Consider the following 17,415-nt stretch of genomic DNA (forward strand, 5'->3'; position numbering starts at 1 on the left):
CCATGGTGACGATGGCGACGGGCAGGAACCAAACCGGCTGAAGCGCGCCTGAAGAGCGCGCCGCCCCGCGAAAGGGAGGACCACCATGCGGAAGACATTTCGGCCCCTTGATGGGCTGACCGGGGGTGCGGCACTGGCGCTGGCCGCGGTGCTGGCGCTGGCGGCGCCGGGCCGTGCCGCGGAAACCGCCGCGGCGCCGGCAGCGGCGGTGGACCCGCGCGACGCCACCTGGAATTCCATCTGGTTCGACATCTTCCCGCAGGGCCGCATCGGCGCCGCCGACGGCCTCGTGGAGCTGACCGCGCCCACGCGGGCGGAGGATGCGGCGCTGGTGCCCCTCACCGTGGCCCTGCGCCTGCCGGCCGGCGATCCGCGCAGCTTCCGCGCCGTGACCGTGGTGATCGACGAAAATCCCGCCCCCGTGGTGGGGCGCTTCACTTTCGGCGAGGGGCAGCGCGATTTCACCCTCTCGCTGCGGGCGCGGGTGAATGCGGATTCCTACGTCCGCGCCGTGGCGGAGACCAGCGACGGCGCGCGCCACATGGTGAAGTCGTTCGTGAAGGCGGCCGGCGGCTGCTCGGCCCCGGCGAGCCGGGACACCAGAGAATCCATCGCCCATCTGGGCGCCATCCGCTTCCGCGTGTTCGCCGAGACCGGGCACGAGGAAGCGCAGGTGCAGATCCGCCATCCCAATTTCTCCGGCCTGCAGATGGATGAGATCACCCGCGGCTACACCCCCGCCTGGTTCGTGCGCGCGGTGGAGATCCGCCAGGGCGGCAAGCTGCTTCTGGCGATGGAGGGGGGCATCTCCGTCAGCGAGGACCCCACCTTCCGCTTCAGCTACAAGCCGGCGCCCGAGCCGGTGACGGTGCGGGCGGAAGACACGGAGGGCAAGATCTTCACCCGCGCCTTCCCCGGCGGGGGAAGCTGAAGGGCGCAGCGCCCCCCGGCCGGGACGAAGAGCGCCCTCATCCCCCCTTCATCCGCCCGGCGATGCGCTGGCCGATCTCATAGGCCCGCTGTTCCAGCATCACCGGCGTCTCGCACACATAGGTCAGCGATCGGGCGCGCTCGTCGAAGATGCGGCTGTCCCAGGTGAGCTGCTCCTCCAGGGAGCGGGCCTCGGCGCTGTCGGTGCCCTCCGCCTTCGCCCGGCTCACCTGCTCGGCCTCCTGGCGGATGCGGTCGGCGAGCCGGCGCTGGCCGCGGGCGTAGCGCTCGATGCCGTGGACGAGGCGCGAGCGCTCGGTGTTGATGATCTCGTAGACCCCCGCCATCACCCGCAGCAGGCCGGTTTCCGCCGAGCTGCCGGCGGCCTTCATGTAGGCGTCCAGCAGCGGGTCCACCTCCTCCATCGGGGTGCGGCGGGAGGCGAGCTTCTGCGCCAGCGTCGCCGCGTCCTGGTCGTCGGTCCAGGGGCCGGCGGTGGAGGGGGCCGGGCCGTTCCACACCTGGGCGAGGTCGATTTCCGGCGTCTTGCGCTGCACGCAGGGCCAGTCCGGGTCCGCCTTCGGCTGGGCCAGGGCGGGGCCGGCCAAGGCGAGGAGGGCCACGCCGGCAAGGAAAAGGGGGCGCAGGGGCATCATGAAGCCTCTCCTTTGGGGCCGCCGCGCCGCCCCATCACCCCCCGCCCCGGATCGTAGGCGGTGACGGCGAGGGCGAAGAAGGCGAGCGTGGTGGCGCACACGACGGCGAAGGCGGTGGGCTCGAACGCGCCGTAAAGCGCGTGGCGCACCAGCTCCACCGCATGGGTGAAGGGGTTGAAGAGGCACACCAGATAGAGCGTCTCGCTCGCCTCGCGGATGCGCCACAGGGGGTAGAGTGCCGAGGAGGCGAAGAACATGGGGAAGATGACGAAGTTCATCACGCTGGCGAAATTCTCCAGCTGCCGCACCAGCGAGGAGATGACGAGCCCGATGGCCCCCAGCATCAGCCCCGTGAGCATGAAGGCCGGCAGCGCCGTGAGATAGCCCGCGGGCGGGATGTCCACCTCCCACAGCCGGGCGATGGCCAGGAACACGTAGACCTGCGCCAGCGACACCGCCACGCCCGCCACCAGCTTGGAGAACAGCAGGTACCAGCGCGGGAACGGGCTGGTCAGCAGCACCCGCATGGACCCCACCTCCCGGTCGTAGACCATGGAGAGGGACGATTGCATGCCGTTGAACAGCTGGATCATCACCGCCAGGCCGGGGGTGATGTAGACCTCGTAGAGCACATAGGTTTCGTAGGGCGGGATGATGGACACGCCCAGCACGCTGCGGAACCCCGCGGCGAAGATGAACAGCCACACCAGCGGCCGCACCAGCGCGGCGAGGAAGCGCTCCTGCTGCTGCACGAAGCGCAGCAGCTCGCGGGCGACGATGCCGCGCAGGCAGGTGGCGTAGCCGGCCGGGCCCAGATGGCGCACCGGTGCCGCTGCGCCGGAGGGGGCGCCCGGCAGCATGGCGTCGCTCATGCCGTGTCCTCCGCGCCGGCCGCGGTCATGGCGCGGAAGGCGGCTTCCAGGCCCGCCGTGCCGGCGTCCGGCGCCAGCTCCGCGGCGGGCACGAGGTGCGCGCCGGCCACCGCGCCGGCGGTGCCATGGGCGATGATGCGGCCCTTGTCCAGCACGTGGATGTCGTCCTGCGGGCGCACCTCGTCGAAGATGTGGGTGGCCCAGAGCACCGCCAGCCCCTCCTGTGCCACCAGCCGCCGCACCAGATCCACGATGGCGGCGCGGGCGGCGAGGTCGAGCCCCACGGTGGCCTCGTCCAGCAGCAGGAGCCGCGGGCGGTGGACGAGGGCGCGGGCGATCTCCACCCGCCGCGCCTGCCCGCCGGAGAGGGTGCGCACCTTCTCGTCCAGCCGGTCGGCGAGGCCCACCATCTCCATCAGTTCGGCGATGCGCGCCTTCAGCGCCCGCCCGGACAGGCCGTGCAGGGCGCCGTGGTAGGCGAGGTTCTGGCGCACGCTGAGATCAAGGTCGAGGGTGCGGCTCTGGAACACCACCCCCAGTTCCGCCAGGGCGAGGGAGGGCGCGCGGGCAAGGTCGTGGCCGAAGATGCGCACCCGCCCGGTCCGCGTGGTGTAGAGGCGGGTGGCGAGGGCGAACAGGGTGGTCTTGCCCGCGCCGTTGGGGCCGAGCAAAGCGACGAAGCGGCCCGGCGGCACCGTGAGCGACACGGTGTCGAGGGCGAGCCTCTGCCCGAAGGCGTGGCTCACCGCGTCGATGGCGAGGGCCGGAGCGTCCATCGGCTCACGATGCCATCTATTTCGGCGCCACCACAACGCCCCAGGGCGCGCCGCCCACCTTCAGCGACTTCACCACCTTGAGCTCGGGCACGTCGATGACCGACACGTCGTTGGAATTGCCGTTGGTGGTGAAGAGCAGCTTCTCGTCCGGGGTGAGGGCCAGCTGCCACACGCGCTGGCCCACCAGGAGATATTTCTCCACCTCGAAGGTTTCCGCATTCACCACCGCCACGCGGTTGGCCGGGCCCAGCGCCACGAACGCCTTCTTGCCGTCCTTGGTGATTCGCACGCCCACCGGCTGGATCGCCTCCTTGGAGACGCCGGGGATCTTGAAGCCGATCTTGTGGATGATCTTGCGGGTGGCGGGGTCGATCACCGCCACCGTGCCGCCCACCTCCGCCGACACCCACAGGCGCTGGCCGTCGGCGGTGAATTCGGCGAAGCGCGGGCGCGCGTCCACCAGCACGTTGGCGACGATCTTGTAGGTCTTGGTGTCGATGAAATGCGCCATGTTGGTGGTTTCGGAGGTGGCGACGAGGATCGCGCCGTCCGGGCTCACCGCCATGCCTTCCGGCTCGGTGCCCACCGGCACCTGGGCGATGATCTTGTTCTGCTCCACGTCGAGGACGGTGACCTGGTTGTCGTCCTCATTGGCCACGTAGAGCGGGTTGCCCGAGGGATGCAGGGCGAACAGCTCCGGGTCCGGCCCCGACTTCAGCTTGCGCAGGATCTTGAGGCTCGCGGGGTCGATCACCTGCACCGAATGGTCGTCGCTGGCGCACAGATAGATCACCTTGCCGTCGGGGCTGGTGGTGATGCCGCGCGGGCGGCGGCCCACCTTGGCGGTCTGGGTGACGGTGAGGGTCTCGCTGTCGATGACGCTGATGGAATTGCCGCGCTCGTTGGAGACATAGACCGTGTAGGCGCCCGCCGCATCGGCGGCGAGGAGGGCGGCGGCACCCGCAAGAAGCGGCGCGAGCCGGCGGTGGACGGCGAGGGGCATGGGGTTTCCTCCGGGGATTATGGCGCCTTGGGGCGCCTTTTCATTTGAAATGGCAGCCGGATTCCCGCTCGTCCGTACCGAGGGTGTCGAGCGGGGTGCGCTGGTGCAGGAAGCCGGCTTCCGGCGCCACCGAGACGATGCCGAGGGGCTGGGCGATGAGCAGCGGCTGGCGCACCTGCTGGTCCCAGGGGCGCACGCTCAGCGGCACGCCCTTGAAGGCGGCGAGGGAGAAGTCCGGCGTGCGCAGGAAGCCGGCGATGGCCTGCGCGTCCGCCTTTTTGGTGCGGGTTGCCGCCTCGCCCACCATGCGCACCGCCACCCAGGCCTGGTAGTCGGCCGGGCGCATGGTGCGGCCGGTGCCGCGCAGGAAGCGGCTCTGCAGCTGGGCCGATCCCCAGGCGTCCTGCGCCGGGTGCCAGGTGGCGGCGACCAGGCCCTGCGTGCCCACCACCAGCCGCGGCTCGAAGGTGCGGAACAAAATGTAATTGCCGAAATCATTGGCCTCGTCGGCCACCACCAGCACGTCCGCATCCACGCCGCGGCTGAACACCAGGGCGTCGGAGCGGGTGATGCTGTCGGCGCGCTCGCGGCCGAGGGGGCCGAAGGTCCAGGGCTTGTCGGCCACGATCTTCAGGCCGAACTTCTTCGCCGAGCGGCGCAGCGCGGCGGCATAGAGCTGGTCCGCCGGCTGCGGGCCTTCCACCAGGAACAGCCTGGTCCAGCGCTTGGCGGACAGGAACTGGGCCAGCGCGTCGGCGAGCATGGCGCGGCTCGGGGCCACGTGGAACACGTTGGCGCGGCACTGCTCCTGCCGCAGGGCATCGTCGGTGGCGCCGGCATTGAAGATGACCGCGCCGGCGTCCTTCACCCCATCGGCCACCGCCAGCAGCTGGTCGGCCGGCAGGTCCACCACCAGAAGCCGCGTGCCGCCGGCCACCAGGGTGCGGGCGGCGGCCACCGGGTCGTCGTCCTCTTCGAGGGTGGCGGCCTCGAAGGCGAAGGCCTGCCCGGTGAACTGGCCGGTGGTGGCATTGTCCTTCACCGCCAGCTCGGCGCCGGCCAGGGCCTCGTCCTCGGGCACGGCGAGAAGGTCGTAGAGCGGGGGCGGGGGCACGGCGCGCCGCAACAGGCCGATCTTCACCTCCACCGGCGGGGCGGCGGGGGCCTGCGCCGCGGCAGGCATCGCCAGCGCGCCCGCGGCACCGGCGGCAAGCAGCAGGATGCGGAAGGCGTCGATCAGCATGGCTCCGGGCGATCGCGATGCGAGTGTCATGATGCAGCTGTCTCGGTGCAGGAGACGGGAAGATCTAGACACCTCGGCGGCACCGAAGCAACAAAATAGATATAAGGAAACAATAAGATAATCTCATCTTGCCAGGCGCGGGGCGGCTGTGAGACTTTTTCCACTGCAAAAGGTTCCCGGTCATGCGGCTTGCGTGCGTCCTGTTGTGTTTCGCCCTGGTGGCGGGGGTGGCGTCTGCTGCCGCCGCGCCGGTTCCCACGGCCGTGTTCGGTTTCGAATTCTTCGACGACACGCTGGAAGGGCCACGGGCCGACCAGACCGCGCGGCTCGCCCTGGCCAATGCGGAGCTGGCACGTCTGGTTGCCGCCTCCGGCGAGATGGCGCCCGTGGATCTGTCATCCCAGGCCGCGCGCATGGCGGAACTGGCGCCCTTCTTCACCTGCAACGGCTGCGAGGCGCCGGTGGCCCGGGCCGCCGGCGCCCGGCTGGAGATGCTGGGCGTGGTGCGCAAGATCTCCAACCTCATCCTCACCTTCACGCTGGTGGTGCGGGAGGTGGACGGGCCCGAGCGCCTGTTGCGTGCCGGGCAGGTGGACATCCGCGGCAACACCGATGAATCCTGGCTGCGCGGCGTGCGCTACCTGATGCAGAATCGTATCCTCGCCCCGGGCCAGCCCGCCCTTTCCCATTGACGACAACCGGCGGCAGCGCCGGAGCCCATGGAGGAGCCCCCCGATGAAGATGTTTCTTGCCGCCATGGCCGCGGCGGCGCTGGCGTTGGCGCCGCTGGCCGCCGATGCCCATGGCCCCACCCGCAAGAAGGTGACGGAAAGCGTGGAGATCAACGCCCCGGCCGACAAGGTGTGGGCCGCCATGGGCGATTTCCAGAACATGGGCTGGCACCCGGCCGTCACCGCCACCGCCGGGCAGGGCGCGAACGCCATCGACGCCACCCGGCGCCTGACCCTTGCCGGCGGCGGCACCATCGACGAGGTGCTGTACAAATACGAGCCCGAGCAGAAGAGCTATTCCTACCGGATCACCGCGGTGGACGTAAAAGTGCTGCCGGTCACCAATTATTCGTCCACCCTCGCGGTGATTCCCGTGGACGACACCCATTCCAAGGTGGAGTGGCGCGGCGCTTTCTATCGCGGCTACCCCAACAATGATCCGCCGCCCGAGCTGAGCGACGAGGCCGCCGTGGCCGCGGTCAGCGCCGTCTATCGCGCCGGGCTCGATGCCCTGAAGGCGAAGGTGGAGAAGGGCGGCTCCTGATGGCGGGCCGGTGGGTGGCGCCAGGCGTCGCCGCGCTCGTCCTGCTGTCCGCCTGGCCGGGCGCGCGGGCCGAGGAGGCCTTCCTCACCTGCCAGCCGGCGGACGAGGTGGTGGTGGCGGCGGATGGGCGGCGCGCCTTCGTCACCAGCCCGGACGGCAAGGCCCTTTCGGTCATTGATACGCAGGCGCGGCGGGTGGTGGCGCGCCTGCCCCTGGCCGGCGGCCCGCTGGGCGTGGCCGTGGCGCCGGCGGGCGCCCCCGTCTATGTGGCGGACTGGTACGGGGCGCGCCTGTTCGTGGTGGACCCGGACCGCCCCGATGCCGTGCGCACAATTGCCGTGGGGGCCTCGCCCTCGGGGGTGGCGGTGACGCCCGACGGCGCCTTCGTGCTCACCGCCGACCGGGACGACGACGCGGTATCGGTCATCGACGCCGCGCGGCTTGAGCGGGTGGCGGTGATCGCCGTGGGCCGGCGGCCGTTCGGCATCACCGTCGATGGCGCCGGCCGGCGCGCCTACACGGCCAATGTGGGTTCCGACGACGTCACCGTCATCGACCTTGCCACGCGCACGGTGGCCGGCACGGTGAAGGTGGGCGCGCGGCCCTATGCGGTGGCCCTGGCCGGTGCCAGCGCCTTCGTGAGCAATCAGTATGGCGGCACGGTGAGCGTGTTCGACGTGGCCGGCCTTGCCGTGCGCGCCACCATAGGGGTGGGGGAATATCCCGAGGGCATCGCCGCCAGTTCAGACGGGGCGCGGGTGTTCGTGGCCAATTGGTTCGACAACAGCCTGTCGGTCATCGACACCGCCAGCCTGAAGGTGGTGGCAAGCCTTGCCGTGTGCGACGGCCCGCGCGCCTTCGGCGCCTTCATCCGCGCGGCCGGGGAGGGAGACGACCGGCGGTGAGGCCCGCCGGTGGTCAGGCCATGGGCCGCGGTCTTTGACCGGTAGAAATGACCGGAGGCCCGCGAGTGGAAACTCACGGGCCTCCGGTCTTCATTTGCAGGGGCTATCGGCCCAGGAAAATGGTGGCCAACCGCTGGAGCAGACCCTTCGGCATGGGCGCAGGGTCGCCGCTCTGTCCAGGGTGGTTTCCGCTCTAGGCCGCGAAGGGGTGCTTCACCAGATCGCGCTGGTCGGTGGCTTCCTTCGCGGTGGGCAGGCCCGCCACGGCGCGCTCGATGGAGAGCTTGGTCGCCTCGTAATTGTACTGCTGGATCTTGGCGTCGTCCGCCGCTTCCCAGTGGATGAACACGCCGACGCAGACATACACGTCGTCGGCTTCCTCCATGGGAATGGTGCCTTCGGCCACCGCATCCTGCACCGCCTTGGCGACGCCGCGCTGCGCGGGCCCGAACATCTGCACCGCCTGCCGCGCATCCTTGATGGTCACCTTGTTGAACATCATGGTGTTGGGCTTGCAGGGCATGTTGGGCGCGAGCACCGCGAGGAGCGACGTGAAGCCGTCCTTGTTGTTGGTGAGGCTGTTGCAGAACGCGGTCTCGGCAGCGCTGCCGCGCGGGCCGATGATAAGGTCGATGTGCGCCACTTCGTTGCCGTCGCCGACCAGCGCTTCACCGATCATGACCTTGTTGATTTTAGCCACCTTATGCCCTCCCTCGTAGATCGACTTGGGATGACCGCCCCGAAGACATTCCGGATAGCGGTCCTATGCCGCCTACCCTTGTTGTCAGCGCCCGGCATTTCCTGCCGAACCGGTTCACCAGATAGCGCGCGGAGCCTAGCCGAGCGCAGCCGCGCCAGCAAGCCGGGAGGCGCGCGAAATGCGCCGCGGGGGCCATGCGCGCGCCCGTGCCGCGGGGGCGCTGGACCTGTCCGCCGATGTGCACGAAAGTGGGATACGGCACCGTTGCGGTGCGTCCGGCGCGGGGGCGCCTGGACAAGCACTGGCACCAAAATTGCTTGGCGTAAGGCAAGATGGCGTGCGGTAGTTTACAATATTACCTCACCCTCAGGTGGGTCATCTGCAGGAACGGATGGCCCGGGGCAGGAAGCGGAGGATGGCAGACCTTGAAAGCGAGGATGCATTCGTCATGTTCATCGTGCTTTACGCCTGCCTGATCAGTGCGCCGGCCACCTGCCGGGAGGAGCACATCAATTTCTCCATGGAGGCGAGCGCCCCCTCCGCCTGCATGATGTCGTCGCAGGCCGCCATCGCCCAGTGGAGCGAAACGCATCCCCAGTGGCAGGTGGGCCGCTGGAAGTGCGTGCCCGGCAGCCGGCTCTACCGCGATACCTGAGTCCCGCCGAATTCCTGCCGAAGTCTGCGACTGTTCACCTTTCCACGAGGGGCCGGGCACCCGCCTCCCCTTGCGTCCGCAGGGGGGGCTTCCCATCCTGTAGGGGGCTGGCGTTGCTCCTGCGGGGCGCGCCACGCGCGGGGAGGGCAGGAATGAATCATCTGAAGACCGCCGTGCTGCTTGCCGGGCTCACCGCTTTGTTCATGGCGGTGGGGTTCCTCCTGGGCGGGCGCGGGGGAATGATGATCGCGTTCGTGGTGGCGTCGGGCATCAACCTGTTCAGCTACTGGAACGCCGACAAGATGGTGCTGCGCATGTACGGCGCGCGCGAGGTGGACGAGACCACCGCGCCGGATTTCGTGCACATGGTGCGCGATCTCGCCGCGCGGGCGGGCCTGCCCATGCCGCGGGTCTATATCGTGGACAATCCGCAACCCAATGCCTTCGCCACCGGCCGAAACCCCCAGAATGCCGCGGTGGCCGCCACCACCGGCCTGCTGCAGACCCTGACCGCCGACGAGGTGGCCGGGGTGATGGCGCACGAGCTGGCGCACATCAAGCATTACGACACCCTCACCATGACGCTGACCGCCTCCATCGCCGGTGCCATCTCCATGCTGGCGAATTTCGGCATGCTGTTCGGCGGCGGGCACCGGGAGAACGGCAGCCCGTTCGGTGCCATCGGCACCATCCTCATGGTCATTCTGGCGCCGCTGGCGGCCATGGTGGTGCAGATGGCCATCTCCCGCGCCCGCGAATACGAGGCGGACCGCGGCGGCGCCGAGATTCTCGGCCGGCCCATGGTGCTGGCCTCGGCGCTGGCGAAGATTTCCGGCACCGCCCATCACGTGCCCAATTATGAGGCAGAGGCCAACCCGGCCACGGCCCACATGTTCATCATCAATCCCCTGTCCGGCGCGCGGATGGACAATCTGTTCTCCACCCATCCCGCGGTGGAGAACCGGATCGCCGCCCTGCGCGAGCTGGCGACCCGCACCGGCAGCGGCACCTGGCCGCCGTCCGGCCCTCCGGCCGCCGGCAAGTGGCAGGATGCCGGCGCCGCCAGCCGCGGCCCCTGGGGCTGAGGTCTCGGGCTGAACCGACCGGCCGCAATTCCCCCGATTTCCAAGGGAGGAAGGGCCTCCTGCCGGCGGGAATCGTTCGGCAGGTCGCTGACAGGGCCGGCGTGGAACGGTAGCGTGCGGCCATGAGCGCACGCACCGCCGCCCCTCCCGCCGAACCCGCCCCGCCGCCGGCCTCCGCCCCCTCCGTCGCGCCCGCATCCGGGCGGGCGGACGACGGCCGCGTCACGCCCATGATGGCGCAGTACCAGGAGATCAAGGCTGCCAACCCGGACAGCCTGCTCTTCTACCGCATGGGCGATTTCTACGAATTGTTCTTCGCCGATGCCGAGGCGGCCTCGCAGGCGCTGGGCATCGTGCTGACCAAGCGCGGCAAGCACCTCGGCGAGGACATCCCCATGTGCGGCGTGCCCATCGAGCGGGCGGAGGAATATCTCCACAAGCTCATCGCCCTGGGCTTCCGGGTGGCGGTGTGCGAGCAGCTGGAGGACCCGGCCGAGGCCAAGAAGCGCGGCGGCAAGTCCGTGGTGCGGCGCGACGTCACCCGCCTCGTCACCCCCGGCACCCTCACCGAGGATGCGCTTCTGGATGCCCGGCGCGAGAATGTGCTCGCCGCCCTCGCCCGGGTGCGGGCCGGCTCCGGGTCGGAGGATTTCGCCTACGCCATCGCGCACACGGACGTGTCCACCGGCGCCTTCCGCGTCGCCACCAGCAGCCGCGAGGGGCTTTCCGGCGACCTCGCCCGCATTGATCCGGCGGAGATCCTGGTGTCCGATGCGCTGCTCGACGACGCGGAGCTGAAGGCGCTGCTGCGCGCCTGCCCCGCCGTCACGCCCCTGCCGCGCCAGTCGTTCGACGGGGCGGGGGCCGAGCGCCGGCTGGCGGAATTCTTCGGTGTCGCCGCCCTCGATGCCTTCGGCGCCTTCTCCCGCGCCGAGCTGATCGCCGCGGCCGCCGTGGTGGCCTATGTGGACCGCACCCAGCTCGGCGCCCGCCCGCTCCTGTCGCGTCCACTGAAGGAGGCGGAGGGTGGCATCATGGCCATCGACGCCGGCACCCGCGCCAATCTGGAGCTGGTGCGCACCACCTCCGGCGAGCGGCGCGGCTCCCTGCTTGCCGCCGTGGACCGCACCGTGACGGCGGCCGGCGCCCGGCTGCTGGCGCGGCGCATCGCCGAGCCCCTCACCGACCTTGCCGCCATCGGCCGCCGGCATGATGCGGTGGCGTTCCTGTGCGAGGAGGCGCCGCTGCGCCGCGAGCTGCGCGGCGCCCTCGCCCGCGCCCCGGACATGGCGCGGGCGGTGACGCGGCTGGCGCTGGGGCGGGCCGGCCCGCGCGATCTTGCCGCCGTGCGCGACGGCCTGGACGGCGCCCTGGCGCTGGCCGGCCGCTTCGGCCCCCAGGCGCCGGCGGACCTTGCCCGTGCGGCGGCGACGTTGGGGCAGGTTTCCGCCGCCCTCGCCCGCGACCTGAAGGGTGCGCTGGCCGAAGCCCTGCCCCCCGGCCGCCGCGACGGCGGCTTCGTGCGCGAAGGCTATGACGCCGAGCTCGACGCCACCCGCGCCCTGCGCGACGAAAGCCGCCGGGTGGTGGCGGCGCTGGAGCGGCGCTATGCGGAGGAGACCGGGGTCCGCTCCCTCAAGATCCGCCACAACGCCGTGCTCGGCTATTATGTGGAGGTGACCGCCCAGAATGCGGACCGGCTGCGCGAGCCGCCCCACGACGCCATCTTCGTGCATCGCCAGACCATGGCCGGCGCCATGCGCTTTTCCTCGGTGGAGCTGGGCGAGCTGGAAAGCCGCATCGCCAGCGCCGGCGAGCGGGCGCTGGGGCTGGAGCAGGCCATTTTCGAACGGCTGGCGGGCGCCGTGGTGGCGCAGGCGCAGGAGATCCGCGCCGCCGCCGAGGCGCTGGCGGAGCTGGACGTGGCCGCAGGCTTCGCCGAGCTGGCCGCCGCCGAAGCCCATGTGCGGCCGCACATGGAGCCGGGCGTGGCCTTCGCCATCTCCGGCGGGCGCCATCCGGTGGTGGAGCAGGCGCTGGCCAGGGACGGCGGCCCCTTCGTGCCCAACGATTGCGACCTCTCCCCGCCCGAGGGCGCGGCGGACGGGCGCATCGTGCTGGTCACCGGCCCGAACATGGCGGGCAAATCCACCTTCCTGCGGCAGAACGCGCTCATCGCCGTGCTGGCCCAGGCGGGGGCGTTCGTGCCCGCCCGCGCCGCGCGCATCGGCGTGGTGGACCGCCTGTTCTCCCGGGTGGGGGCGGCGGATGACCTCGCCCGCGGCCGCTCCACCTTCATGGTGGAGATGGTGGAGACCGCCGCCATCCTGAACCAGGCCACCGCGCGCTCCCTCGTCATCCTCGACGAGATCGGCCGCGGCACCGCCACCTTCGACGGCATGTCCATTGCCTGGGCGAGCCTGGAGCACCTGCACGAGGTGAACCGCTGCCGCGCCTTGTTCGCCACCCATTTCCACGAGCTGACCGCCCTGTCGCAGCGCTGCGCGCGGCTGTCCAACGCCACCGTTAAGGTCACCGAATGGCAGGGCGACGTGATCTTCCTGCACGAGGTGGTGCCCGGCGCCGCGGACCGCTCCTATGGCATCCAGGTGGCCAAGCTCGCCGGCCTGCCGGAGGCGGTGATCGCCCGCGCCCGGGCGGTGCTGGCGGAGCTGGAGGCGGCAGAGCGCGCCTCGCCGGCCCAGCGGCTGGTGGACGACCTGCCTTTGTTCGCCATCCGCCCGGCGCCGGTGCGGGCCGCCGCCGGGGCCGGGGCGGCGGACGCGCTGGCCGATGCCCTGGACGCCCTTGATCCCGATGCGCTGAGCCCGCGCGAGGCGCTGGACGCGCTGTACCGGCTGAAGGGGCTCCGGCGCGGCGGGTGAGGCGGTTCCATGCGGGTGCCGGGCGCTACGGGATATGGCGGGAAACGCGGCGGCAGTCCCGCCCGGCGCCGTGCGCGGCGTGACGGGTCCCCGGCCGGCTCAGGCCTGCGGCACGCGGGCCGCCGCCCGGCATCCGGCGTCTCGGCTCAGCCGCCGTTGGGCTGTCCCGGCTGGCCGGGCTGGGCCGGCGGGCGCTGGATCAGCTCGCCCCAGGCGGAAAAGGCATCGTTGAACGCCTGCTCGCCCACCGCGCCCTTCTCGAAGGTGAGCGCCGCCTTCTTGTTGTTGGAATAGATGAACAGCGTGTCGAGCCACGGATAGGCCTGCAGCAAGGCCACGTTGCGCTGGCGGTCGGCCGCCGCCTCGGAAAGGCCCACCAGGAAGAAGGTGGGGTTCACCCGCACCGGCAGGCCGGCAAGGGGGGTGCCCTGGGCCTGCTGGTTGGGCTTCATGCGCACGCCGGCGACGCTGGCGATGCCGCCGAAGGCGAAGTCCTGCGGCAGCTTGAACGACATCTCGATGGTGTGGGACGCCGGCAGGGTCTGGTCGGCGTTGCGCCGGAGCACGAAGCTCATGGCGATCTGCCGTTCGGGAATGACGATGTCGCCGCGCAGCGCGATATCCGGCGGCAGGCCGGGGCCGGCATTCACCGTCTCGGTCTTCCAGGTCACCGTGCCTTCGAAGGTCTGCGGCGTGCTGGTGCCCGGGCTCTCTTCCAGCAGGAACGCGCGGGCGGTGCCGGCAGCGCCGGTGCGGGAAGGCGCCGGAGCGCGGCGGGCGGCATCCCCGCCGGACGCGGCGGTCACGCGGTCCGCGCTCTTGGGCTGGTCGGGGGAGGGCGCCGCATTCTGGGCCACCGGGCGGCTCTCGCCGCCGAGGAACATGTCGCGGTTGATGACGGCGAAGGCGATGCCACCCAGCACCACCAGCACCAGCAGCGCCCAGAGGGCGAATTTCTGCCAGGAGACGCCGCCTTCCGGGCGGCCGTTGCGCCGGGCGCCGGCGGCTGCGCCGCGGCTGCGCACCTCGCCGCGCCGCAGGGGCGGGCGGCGATCGGCCGGGGCCTCGTCGGGCTCCGCCGGCTCGCGCGGGGGCAGGCCGCGGCGCTCCGTGCGGGCCAGCGGATCGGCGGGGGAAGGGGCGGCGGGGGGCACCGTGCCGGACGAGGCCGCCGCGGGCGGCGTCCGCGGGCCGGGCTCCGGCGGCGCCGGGCGTCCGGCGGGCGGGGCGGTCTCGACGGGCGGCGGCTCGGGCTCGAAGGCGTCCACCCCGGCGTTCTCGGGCTCCGCATTGTCCTGCTGGGCGTGCTCGGCCTCCAGGCGGCGGATCGCCTCTTCCAGCCCCATGCGCTCGCGGGTGATCTCGCCTTCCGGCAGGGGCGGATCGACGCTGCGCAGCTGCCGCATCAGGGCGGTTCTGGCCCGGTCATAGACCGCACGGCGGTTCTCCGCCGTCTTCTGGGGCAGGCTCGATATTGCGCGGACCAGGAGCGGATAATAGTCAGCCATCGCAGCCTAAGCTTCACCTTCGAGCCGGAACGGCTCTGTGTTACGCCTGAAACGGATTATGCACGAGAATCGTGTCGTCGCGCTCGGGGCTGGTGGAGAGCACCGCCACCGGGCAGCCGATGAGTTCCTCCACGCGCCGCACATATTTCACCGCCTCGGCGGGAAGGTCGGCCCAGGAGCGGGCGCCGGCGGTGGAATCCTGCCAGCCCTCCATGGTTTCGTAGATGGGCTCGGCACGCGCCTGCGCGCCGCTCTCGGCGGGGAGGTAGTCGATCTCCCGCCCGTCCACCCGGTAGCCCACGCACACCTTCAGCTCGGTGAAGCCGTCCAGCACGTCGAGCTTGGTCAAGGCGATGCCGTGGATGCCGCAGGTGCGCACGGTCTGGCGCACCAGCACCGCGTCGAACCAGCCGCAGCGCCGCGGACGGCCGGTCACCACGCCGAATTCCCGGCCCTTGGAGCCCAGGGTCTGGCCCACTTCGTCGGTGAGCTCGGTGGGGAAGGGGCCTTCGCCCACCCGGGTGGTGTAGGCCTTGGTGATACCCAGCACGTAGTCCAGCGCGCCCGGCCCGATGCCGGTTCCGCTCGCCGCCGCGCCCGCCACCGTGTTGGAGGAGGTGACGTAGGGATAGGTGCCGTGGTCGATGTCGAGCAGCGCGCCCTGCGCGCCCTCGAACAGAATTTTCCTGCCCTCGCGCCGGGCCTTGTCGAGCAGCTCCCACACCCGGTCCATGAAGGGCAGGACCTTGGGGGCGAGGGCCAGGAGCTCGTCCACCAAGGCGGCGCCGTCCACTTCCGCCATGCCGAGGCCGCGGCGGATGAGGTTGTGGTGGGTGAGCAGCCGGTCCACCTTGGCCGGCAGGCTCCGCGGCTCGGACAGGTCCACCAGGCGGATGGCGCGGCGGCCCACCTTGTCCTCGTAGGCGGGGCCGATGCCGCGCTTGGTGGTGCCGATGCGCGCGCCTTCCGCCGTCGCGCTCTCGCGCAGGGCGTCCAGCTCGCGGTGCAGCGGCAGGATGAGGGGGGTGGTCTCGGCGATGCGCAGCCGGTCGGGGCCGATCTCCACGCCCTGCGCGGCGAGGCGGGCCAATTCGTCCACCAGCGCCTGCGGGTCGAGCACCACGCCGTTGCCGATGACCGACAGCTTGCCGGGGCGCACCACGCCGGAGGGCAGCAGCGAGAGCTTGTAGGTGACGCCGGCCACCACCAGGGTATGGCCGGCATTGTGGCCGCCCTGGAAGCGGACCACGACGTCCGCCTGCTCGGAGAGCCAGTCTACGATCTTGCCCTTGCCTTCGTCGCCCCACTGGGAGCCGACCACGACCACATTGGCCACGCGGTGGTGCCTCCTCGACCTGCGCGCGGCCACGGTGGTTTTCCACCGGCGGCTCCTGCGCGAACAAAGCAAAGCCCCGGCTTTGGTCCGGGGCATCAGCCAAGCGTCTTACGGGATCGAGGCTGTGGTGGCAAGGCAAAGGCGTTGGCGCGGGGCAGCCGTTCGTGCTCTACCTTGCGCGATGAAACCGCCGAACCGTGCCTCACGCCCGCCCGGACGCCCGGGTTCCAGCCCGTCCCGGGCTACCGCAACCCCTGGATTCGCCGCCCGCGCCCTCGCCGTGGAGGGGCTGGAAGCGGTGCTGCGGCGCGGTGCCGCTCTGGAAGACGCGCTGGAAAGCGCCCCGGCGGGCCTCGACCCGCGCGACCGGGCGCTGGCCTACCGCATCCTCGCCACCAGCCTGCGCCGGCTGGGCACCCTGCGCGCGCTGCTGGGGCGGCTGATGGAAAAGGGCCTGCCCAAATCCGCGCCGCGCCTGGAATCCGTGCTGCTGGCCGGGGCCACGCAGATCCTGTTCATGGATGTGCCGAACCATGCGGCGGTGGGTCTCAGCGTGGATCTGGCGCGGGCGGACCGCAACACGGCGGGCTTCGCCGGCCTGGTGAACGCGGTGCTCCGCCGCCTCACCCGCGAGCACGAGGCGCTGGCCGCCGGCCTCGACCCCGATTTTGCCGATACGCCGGACTGGCTGCGCGCGCGCTGGGTGGCCGCCTACGGCCTCGACACCGCCCGCGCCATGGCGGCCATGCACCGGGTGGAACCGCCCCTCGACATCACCGTGAAGTCCGACCCGGCGCAGTGGGCGCAGACGCTGTCCGGCGAGGTGCTGCCCACCGGCTCGGTGCGCATTCTCCAGGCGGGGCCGGTGCGCCTGCTTCCCGGCTTCGCGGAGGGGGCATGGTGGGTGCAGGACGCCGCCGCCGCGCTTCCAGCCCGCCTTCTGGGCGAGGTGGCCGGCCGCGACGTGGTGGACCTGTGCGCCGCCCCCGGCGGCAAGACGGCGCAGCTGGCGCTGGCCGGCGCCCGGGTCACGGCGGTGGACCGTTCCGCCCACCGCCTCGCCCGCCTGCGGGAGAACCTGGCCCGGCTCGGCCTCGAAGCCCGGGTGGTGGAGGCCGACGCCGCCGAATTCTCCGGCGGCCCGTTCGATGCGGTGCTGCTGGATGCCCCCTGCTCGGCCACCGGCACCCTGCGCCGCCACCCGGACATCGCCGTGGCCAAGCGGCCGGCGGACATCTTGACCCTCGCCGCGCTGCAGTCCCGCCTCATCGACCATGCGGCGGACCTGACCAAGCCCGGCGGCACCCTCGTCTATTCCACCTGCTCGCTGGAGCGGGAGGAGGGCGAGGCCCAGGTGGAGCGCCTGCTGGCCACCCGCACCGACATGGTGCGCGTGCCGCTGGCGCCCGGCGAGCTGGAAGGTTTCGATCCGTTCATAACTCCTCAAGGGGATGTGCGCACTCTACCCAGTCACTGGACGCGGGGAGAGGCGGAGCGCTCGGGGCTCGACGGCTTCTTCGCCGCCCGCCTGCGCCGGGTCGCCTGACCCGGCCGGCGTCCGGGCGGCGGCTGGGCAACGGACGGTG

At 71.4% G+C, this 17,415-nt stretch carries 16 protein-coding genes; 8 read left to right on the plus strand and 8 right to left on the minus strand.

Features of this window, described 5'->3' with window-relative positions; genetic code table 11:
• Positions 1-85: 85 nt before the first annotated feature.
• The gene (locus ACI7BZ_RS05020) at positions 86-931 is read left to right on the plus strand and encodes a quinoprotein dehydrogenase-associated SoxYZ-like carrier (protein ID WP_414116094.1); all 846 of its coding nucleotides are present in this window, start codon (positions 86-88) and stop codon (positions 929-931) included.
• A 37-nt stretch (positions 932-968) separates the two neighbouring features.
• Here ACI7BZ_RS05020 and ACI7BZ_RS05025 read toward each other — a convergent pair whose 3' ends face one another.
• From ACI7BZ_RS05025 to pedA1, 5 genes are read right to left on the minus strand one after another with little or no spacing between them, the layout of a single operon-like run.
• Positions 969-1,586: a hypothetical protein gene (locus ACI7BZ_RS05025; RefSeq protein ID WP_414116095.1), complete on the minus strand. Its 618-nt coding sequence runs from the start codon at positions 1,584-1,586 to the stop codon at positions 969-971.
• On the minus strand, positions 1,583-2,458 hold the full coding sequence (gene pedC, locus ACI7BZ_RS05030; RefSeq protein WP_414116096.1) for a lanthanide ABC transporter permease protein PedC: 876 nt from the start codon (positions 2,456-2,458) through the stop codon (positions 1,583-1,585). The genes ACI7BZ_RS05025 and pedC overlap by 4 nt, the downstream gene beginning before the upstream one ends.
• Positions 2,455-3,234, minus strand: a complete 780-nt coding sequence (pedB, locus tag ACI7BZ_RS05035) for a lanthanide ABC transporter ATP-binding protein PedB/LutE (protein ID WP_414116097.1) — start codon at positions 3,232-3,234, stop codon at positions 2,455-2,457. Before pedB ends, pedC begins: the two co-directional genes overlap by 4 nt.
• 16 nt (positions 3,235-3,250) lie before the next feature.
• Positions 3,251-4,237: a YVTN family beta-propeller repeat protein gene (locus ACI7BZ_RS05040; protein WP_414116098.1), complete on the minus strand. Its 987-nt coding sequence runs from the start codon at positions 4,235-4,237 to the stop codon at positions 3,251-3,253.
• A gap of 40 nt (positions 4,238-4,277) precedes the next feature.
• Positions 4,278-5,510 carry a lanthanide ABC transporter ABC transporter substrate-binding protein PedA1 gene (gene pedA1 / locus ACI7BZ_RS05045; RefSeq protein ID WP_414116099.1) on the minus strand — a complete coding sequence of 411 codons (1,233 nt, stop codon included), beginning with the start codon at positions 5,508-5,510 and terminating at the stop codon, positions 4,278-4,280.
• 197 nt (positions 5,511-5,707) lie between these two features.
• Between pedA1 and ACI7BZ_RS05050 the strand changes: the two genes are divergently transcribed.
• Genes ACI7BZ_RS05050 through ACI7BZ_RS05060 form a run of 3 tightly spaced genes read left to right on the plus strand, consistent with a single transcriptional unit; the run spans position 5,708 to position 7,660 of the window.
• Positions 5,708-6,172 carry a DUF3280 domain-containing protein gene (locus ACI7BZ_RS05050; RefSeq protein WP_414116100.1) on the plus strand — a complete coding sequence of 155 codons (465 nt, stop codon included), beginning with the start codon at positions 5,708-5,710 and terminating at the stop codon, positions 6,170-6,172.
• Positions 6,173-6,215: 43 nt separating this feature from the next.
• Complete coding sequence (locus ACI7BZ_RS05055; protein WP_414116101.1) at positions 6,216-6,755, plus strand: SRPBCC family protein; 540 nt, start codon at positions 6,216-6,218, stop codon at positions 6,753-6,755.
• Positions 6,755-7,660 carry a YVTN family beta-propeller repeat protein gene (locus ACI7BZ_RS05060; RefSeq protein WP_414116102.1) on the plus strand — a complete coding sequence of 302 codons (906 nt, stop codon included), beginning with the start codon at positions 6,755-6,757 and terminating at the stop codon, positions 7,658-7,660. Before ACI7BZ_RS05055 ends, ACI7BZ_RS05060 begins: the two co-directional genes overlap by 1 nt.
• Positions 7,661-7,853: 193 nt before the next feature.
• Here ACI7BZ_RS05060 and fae read toward each other — a convergent pair whose 3' ends face one another.
• Positions 7,854-8,360 carry a formaldehyde-activating enzyme gene (gene fae / locus ACI7BZ_RS05065; RefSeq protein ID WP_414116103.1) on the minus strand — a complete coding sequence of 169 codons (507 nt, stop codon included), beginning with the start codon at positions 8,358-8,360 and terminating at the stop codon, positions 7,854-7,856.
• Positions 8,361-8,775: 415 nt separating this feature from the next.
• Here fae and ACI7BZ_RS05070 point away from each other — a divergent pair, with 415 nt between their 5' ends.
• The 3 genes from ACI7BZ_RS05070 to mutS all read left to right on the plus strand — a co-directional run bounded on the left by ACI7BZ_RS05070 (position 8,776) and on the right by mutS (position 12,985).
• On the plus strand, positions 8,776-9,015 hold the full coding sequence (locus ACI7BZ_RS05070) for a hypothetical protein (protein ID WP_414116104.1): 240 nt from the start codon (positions 8,776-8,778) through the stop codon (positions 9,013-9,015).
• 152 nt (positions 9,016-9,167) lie between these two features.
• Positions 9,168-10,100 carry a zinc metalloprotease HtpX gene (htpX, locus tag ACI7BZ_RS05075; RefSeq protein ID WP_414116105.1) on the plus strand — a complete coding sequence of 311 codons (933 nt, stop codon included), beginning with the start codon at positions 9,168-9,170 and terminating at the stop codon, positions 10,098-10,100.
• 122 nt (positions 10,101-10,222) lie between these two features.
• Positions 10,223-12,985, plus strand: a complete 2,763-nt coding sequence (gene mutS, locus ACI7BZ_RS05080; protein WP_414116106.1) for a DNA mismatch repair protein MutS — start codon at positions 10,223-10,225, stop codon at positions 12,983-12,985.
• A 146-nt stretch (positions 12,986-13,131) separates the two neighbouring features.
• Here the strand turns inward: mutS and ACI7BZ_RS05085 are convergent, their stop codons facing one another.
• Positions 13,132-14,493 carry a hypothetical protein gene (locus ACI7BZ_RS05085; RefSeq protein ID WP_414116107.1) on the minus strand — a complete coding sequence of 454 codons (1,362 nt, stop codon included), beginning with the start codon at positions 14,491-14,493 and terminating at the stop codon, positions 13,132-13,134.
• Between the two features lie 40 nt (positions 14,494-14,533).
• The gene (locus ACI7BZ_RS05090) at positions 14,534-15,829 is read right to left on the minus strand and encodes an adenylosuccinate synthase (RefSeq protein ID WP_414116108.1); all 1,296 of its coding nucleotides are present in this window, start codon (positions 15,827-15,829) and stop codon (positions 14,534-14,536) included.
• Between the two features lie 181 nt (positions 15,830-16,010).
• Between ACI7BZ_RS05090 and rsmB the strand changes: the two genes are divergently transcribed.
• Positions 16,011-17,375 (plus strand): 16S rRNA (cytosine(967)-C(5))-methyltransferase RsmB, encoded by a 1,365-nt coding sequence (gene rsmB / locus ACI7BZ_RS05095; RefSeq protein ID WP_414116109.1) that lies wholly within the window; start codon positions 16,011-16,013, stop codon positions 17,373-17,375.
• Positions 17,376-17,415 lie beyond the last annotated feature (40 nt).

Origin of the sequence: Xanthobacter sp. AM11 (genome assembly GCF_047444035.1) — a bacterium.
In the GTDB taxonomy this organism is placed as follows: domain Bacteria; phylum Pseudomonadota; class Alphaproteobacteria; order Rhizobiales; family Xanthobacteraceae; genus Xanthobacter.

Coding starts and splice junctions, on each gene's coding strand:
- rsmB (WP_414116109.1), top strand. CDS start 16,011: ATGAAACCGCCGAACCGTGCCTCACGCCCGCCCGGACGCCCGGGTTCC.
- ACI7BZ_RS05070 (WP_414116104.1), top strand. CDS start 8,776: ATGGCAGACCTTGAAAGCGAGGATGCATTCGTCATGTTCATCGTGCTT.
- pedB (WP_414116097.1), bottom strand. CDS start 3,234: ATGGACGCTCCGGCCCTCGCCATCGACGCGGTGAGCCACGCCTTCGGG.
- ACI7BZ_RS05085 (WP_414116107.1), bottom strand. CDS start 14,493: ATGGCTGACTATTATCCGCTCCTGGTCCGCGCAATATCGAGCCTGCCC.
- ACI7BZ_RS05060 (WP_414116102.1), top strand. CDS start 6,755: ATGGCGGGCCGGTGGGTGGCGCCAGGCGTCGCCGCGCTCGTCCTGCTG.
- ACI7BZ_RS05020 (WP_414116094.1), top strand. CDS start 86: ATGCGGAAGACATTTCGGCCCCTTGATGGGCTGACCGGGGGTGCGGCA.
- htpX (WP_414116105.1), top strand. CDS start 9,168: ATGAATCATCTGAAGACCGCCGTGCTGCTTGCCGGGCTCACCGCTTTG.
- ACI7BZ_RS05040 (WP_414116098.1), bottom strand. CDS start 4,237: ATGCCCCTCGCCGTCCACCGCCGGCTCGCGCCGCTTCTTGCGGGTGCC.
- ACI7BZ_RS05055 (WP_414116101.1), top strand. CDS start 6,216: ATGAAGATGTTTCTTGCCGCCATGGCCGCGGCGGCGCTGGCGTTGGCG.
- mutS (WP_414116106.1), top strand. CDS start 10,223: ATGAGCGCACGCACCGCCGCCCCTCCCGCCGAACCCGCCCCGCCGCCG.
- ACI7BZ_RS05025 (WP_414116095.1), bottom strand. CDS start 1,586: ATGATGCCCCTGCGCCCCCTTTTCCTTGCCGGCGTGGCCCTCCTCGCC.
- pedC (WP_414116096.1), bottom strand. CDS start 2,458: ATGAGCGACGCCATGCTGCCGGGCGCCCCCTCCGGCGCAGCGGCACCG.
- pedA1 (WP_414116099.1), bottom strand. CDS start 5,510: ATGACACTCGCATCGCGATCGCCCGGAGCCATGCTGATCGACGCCTTC.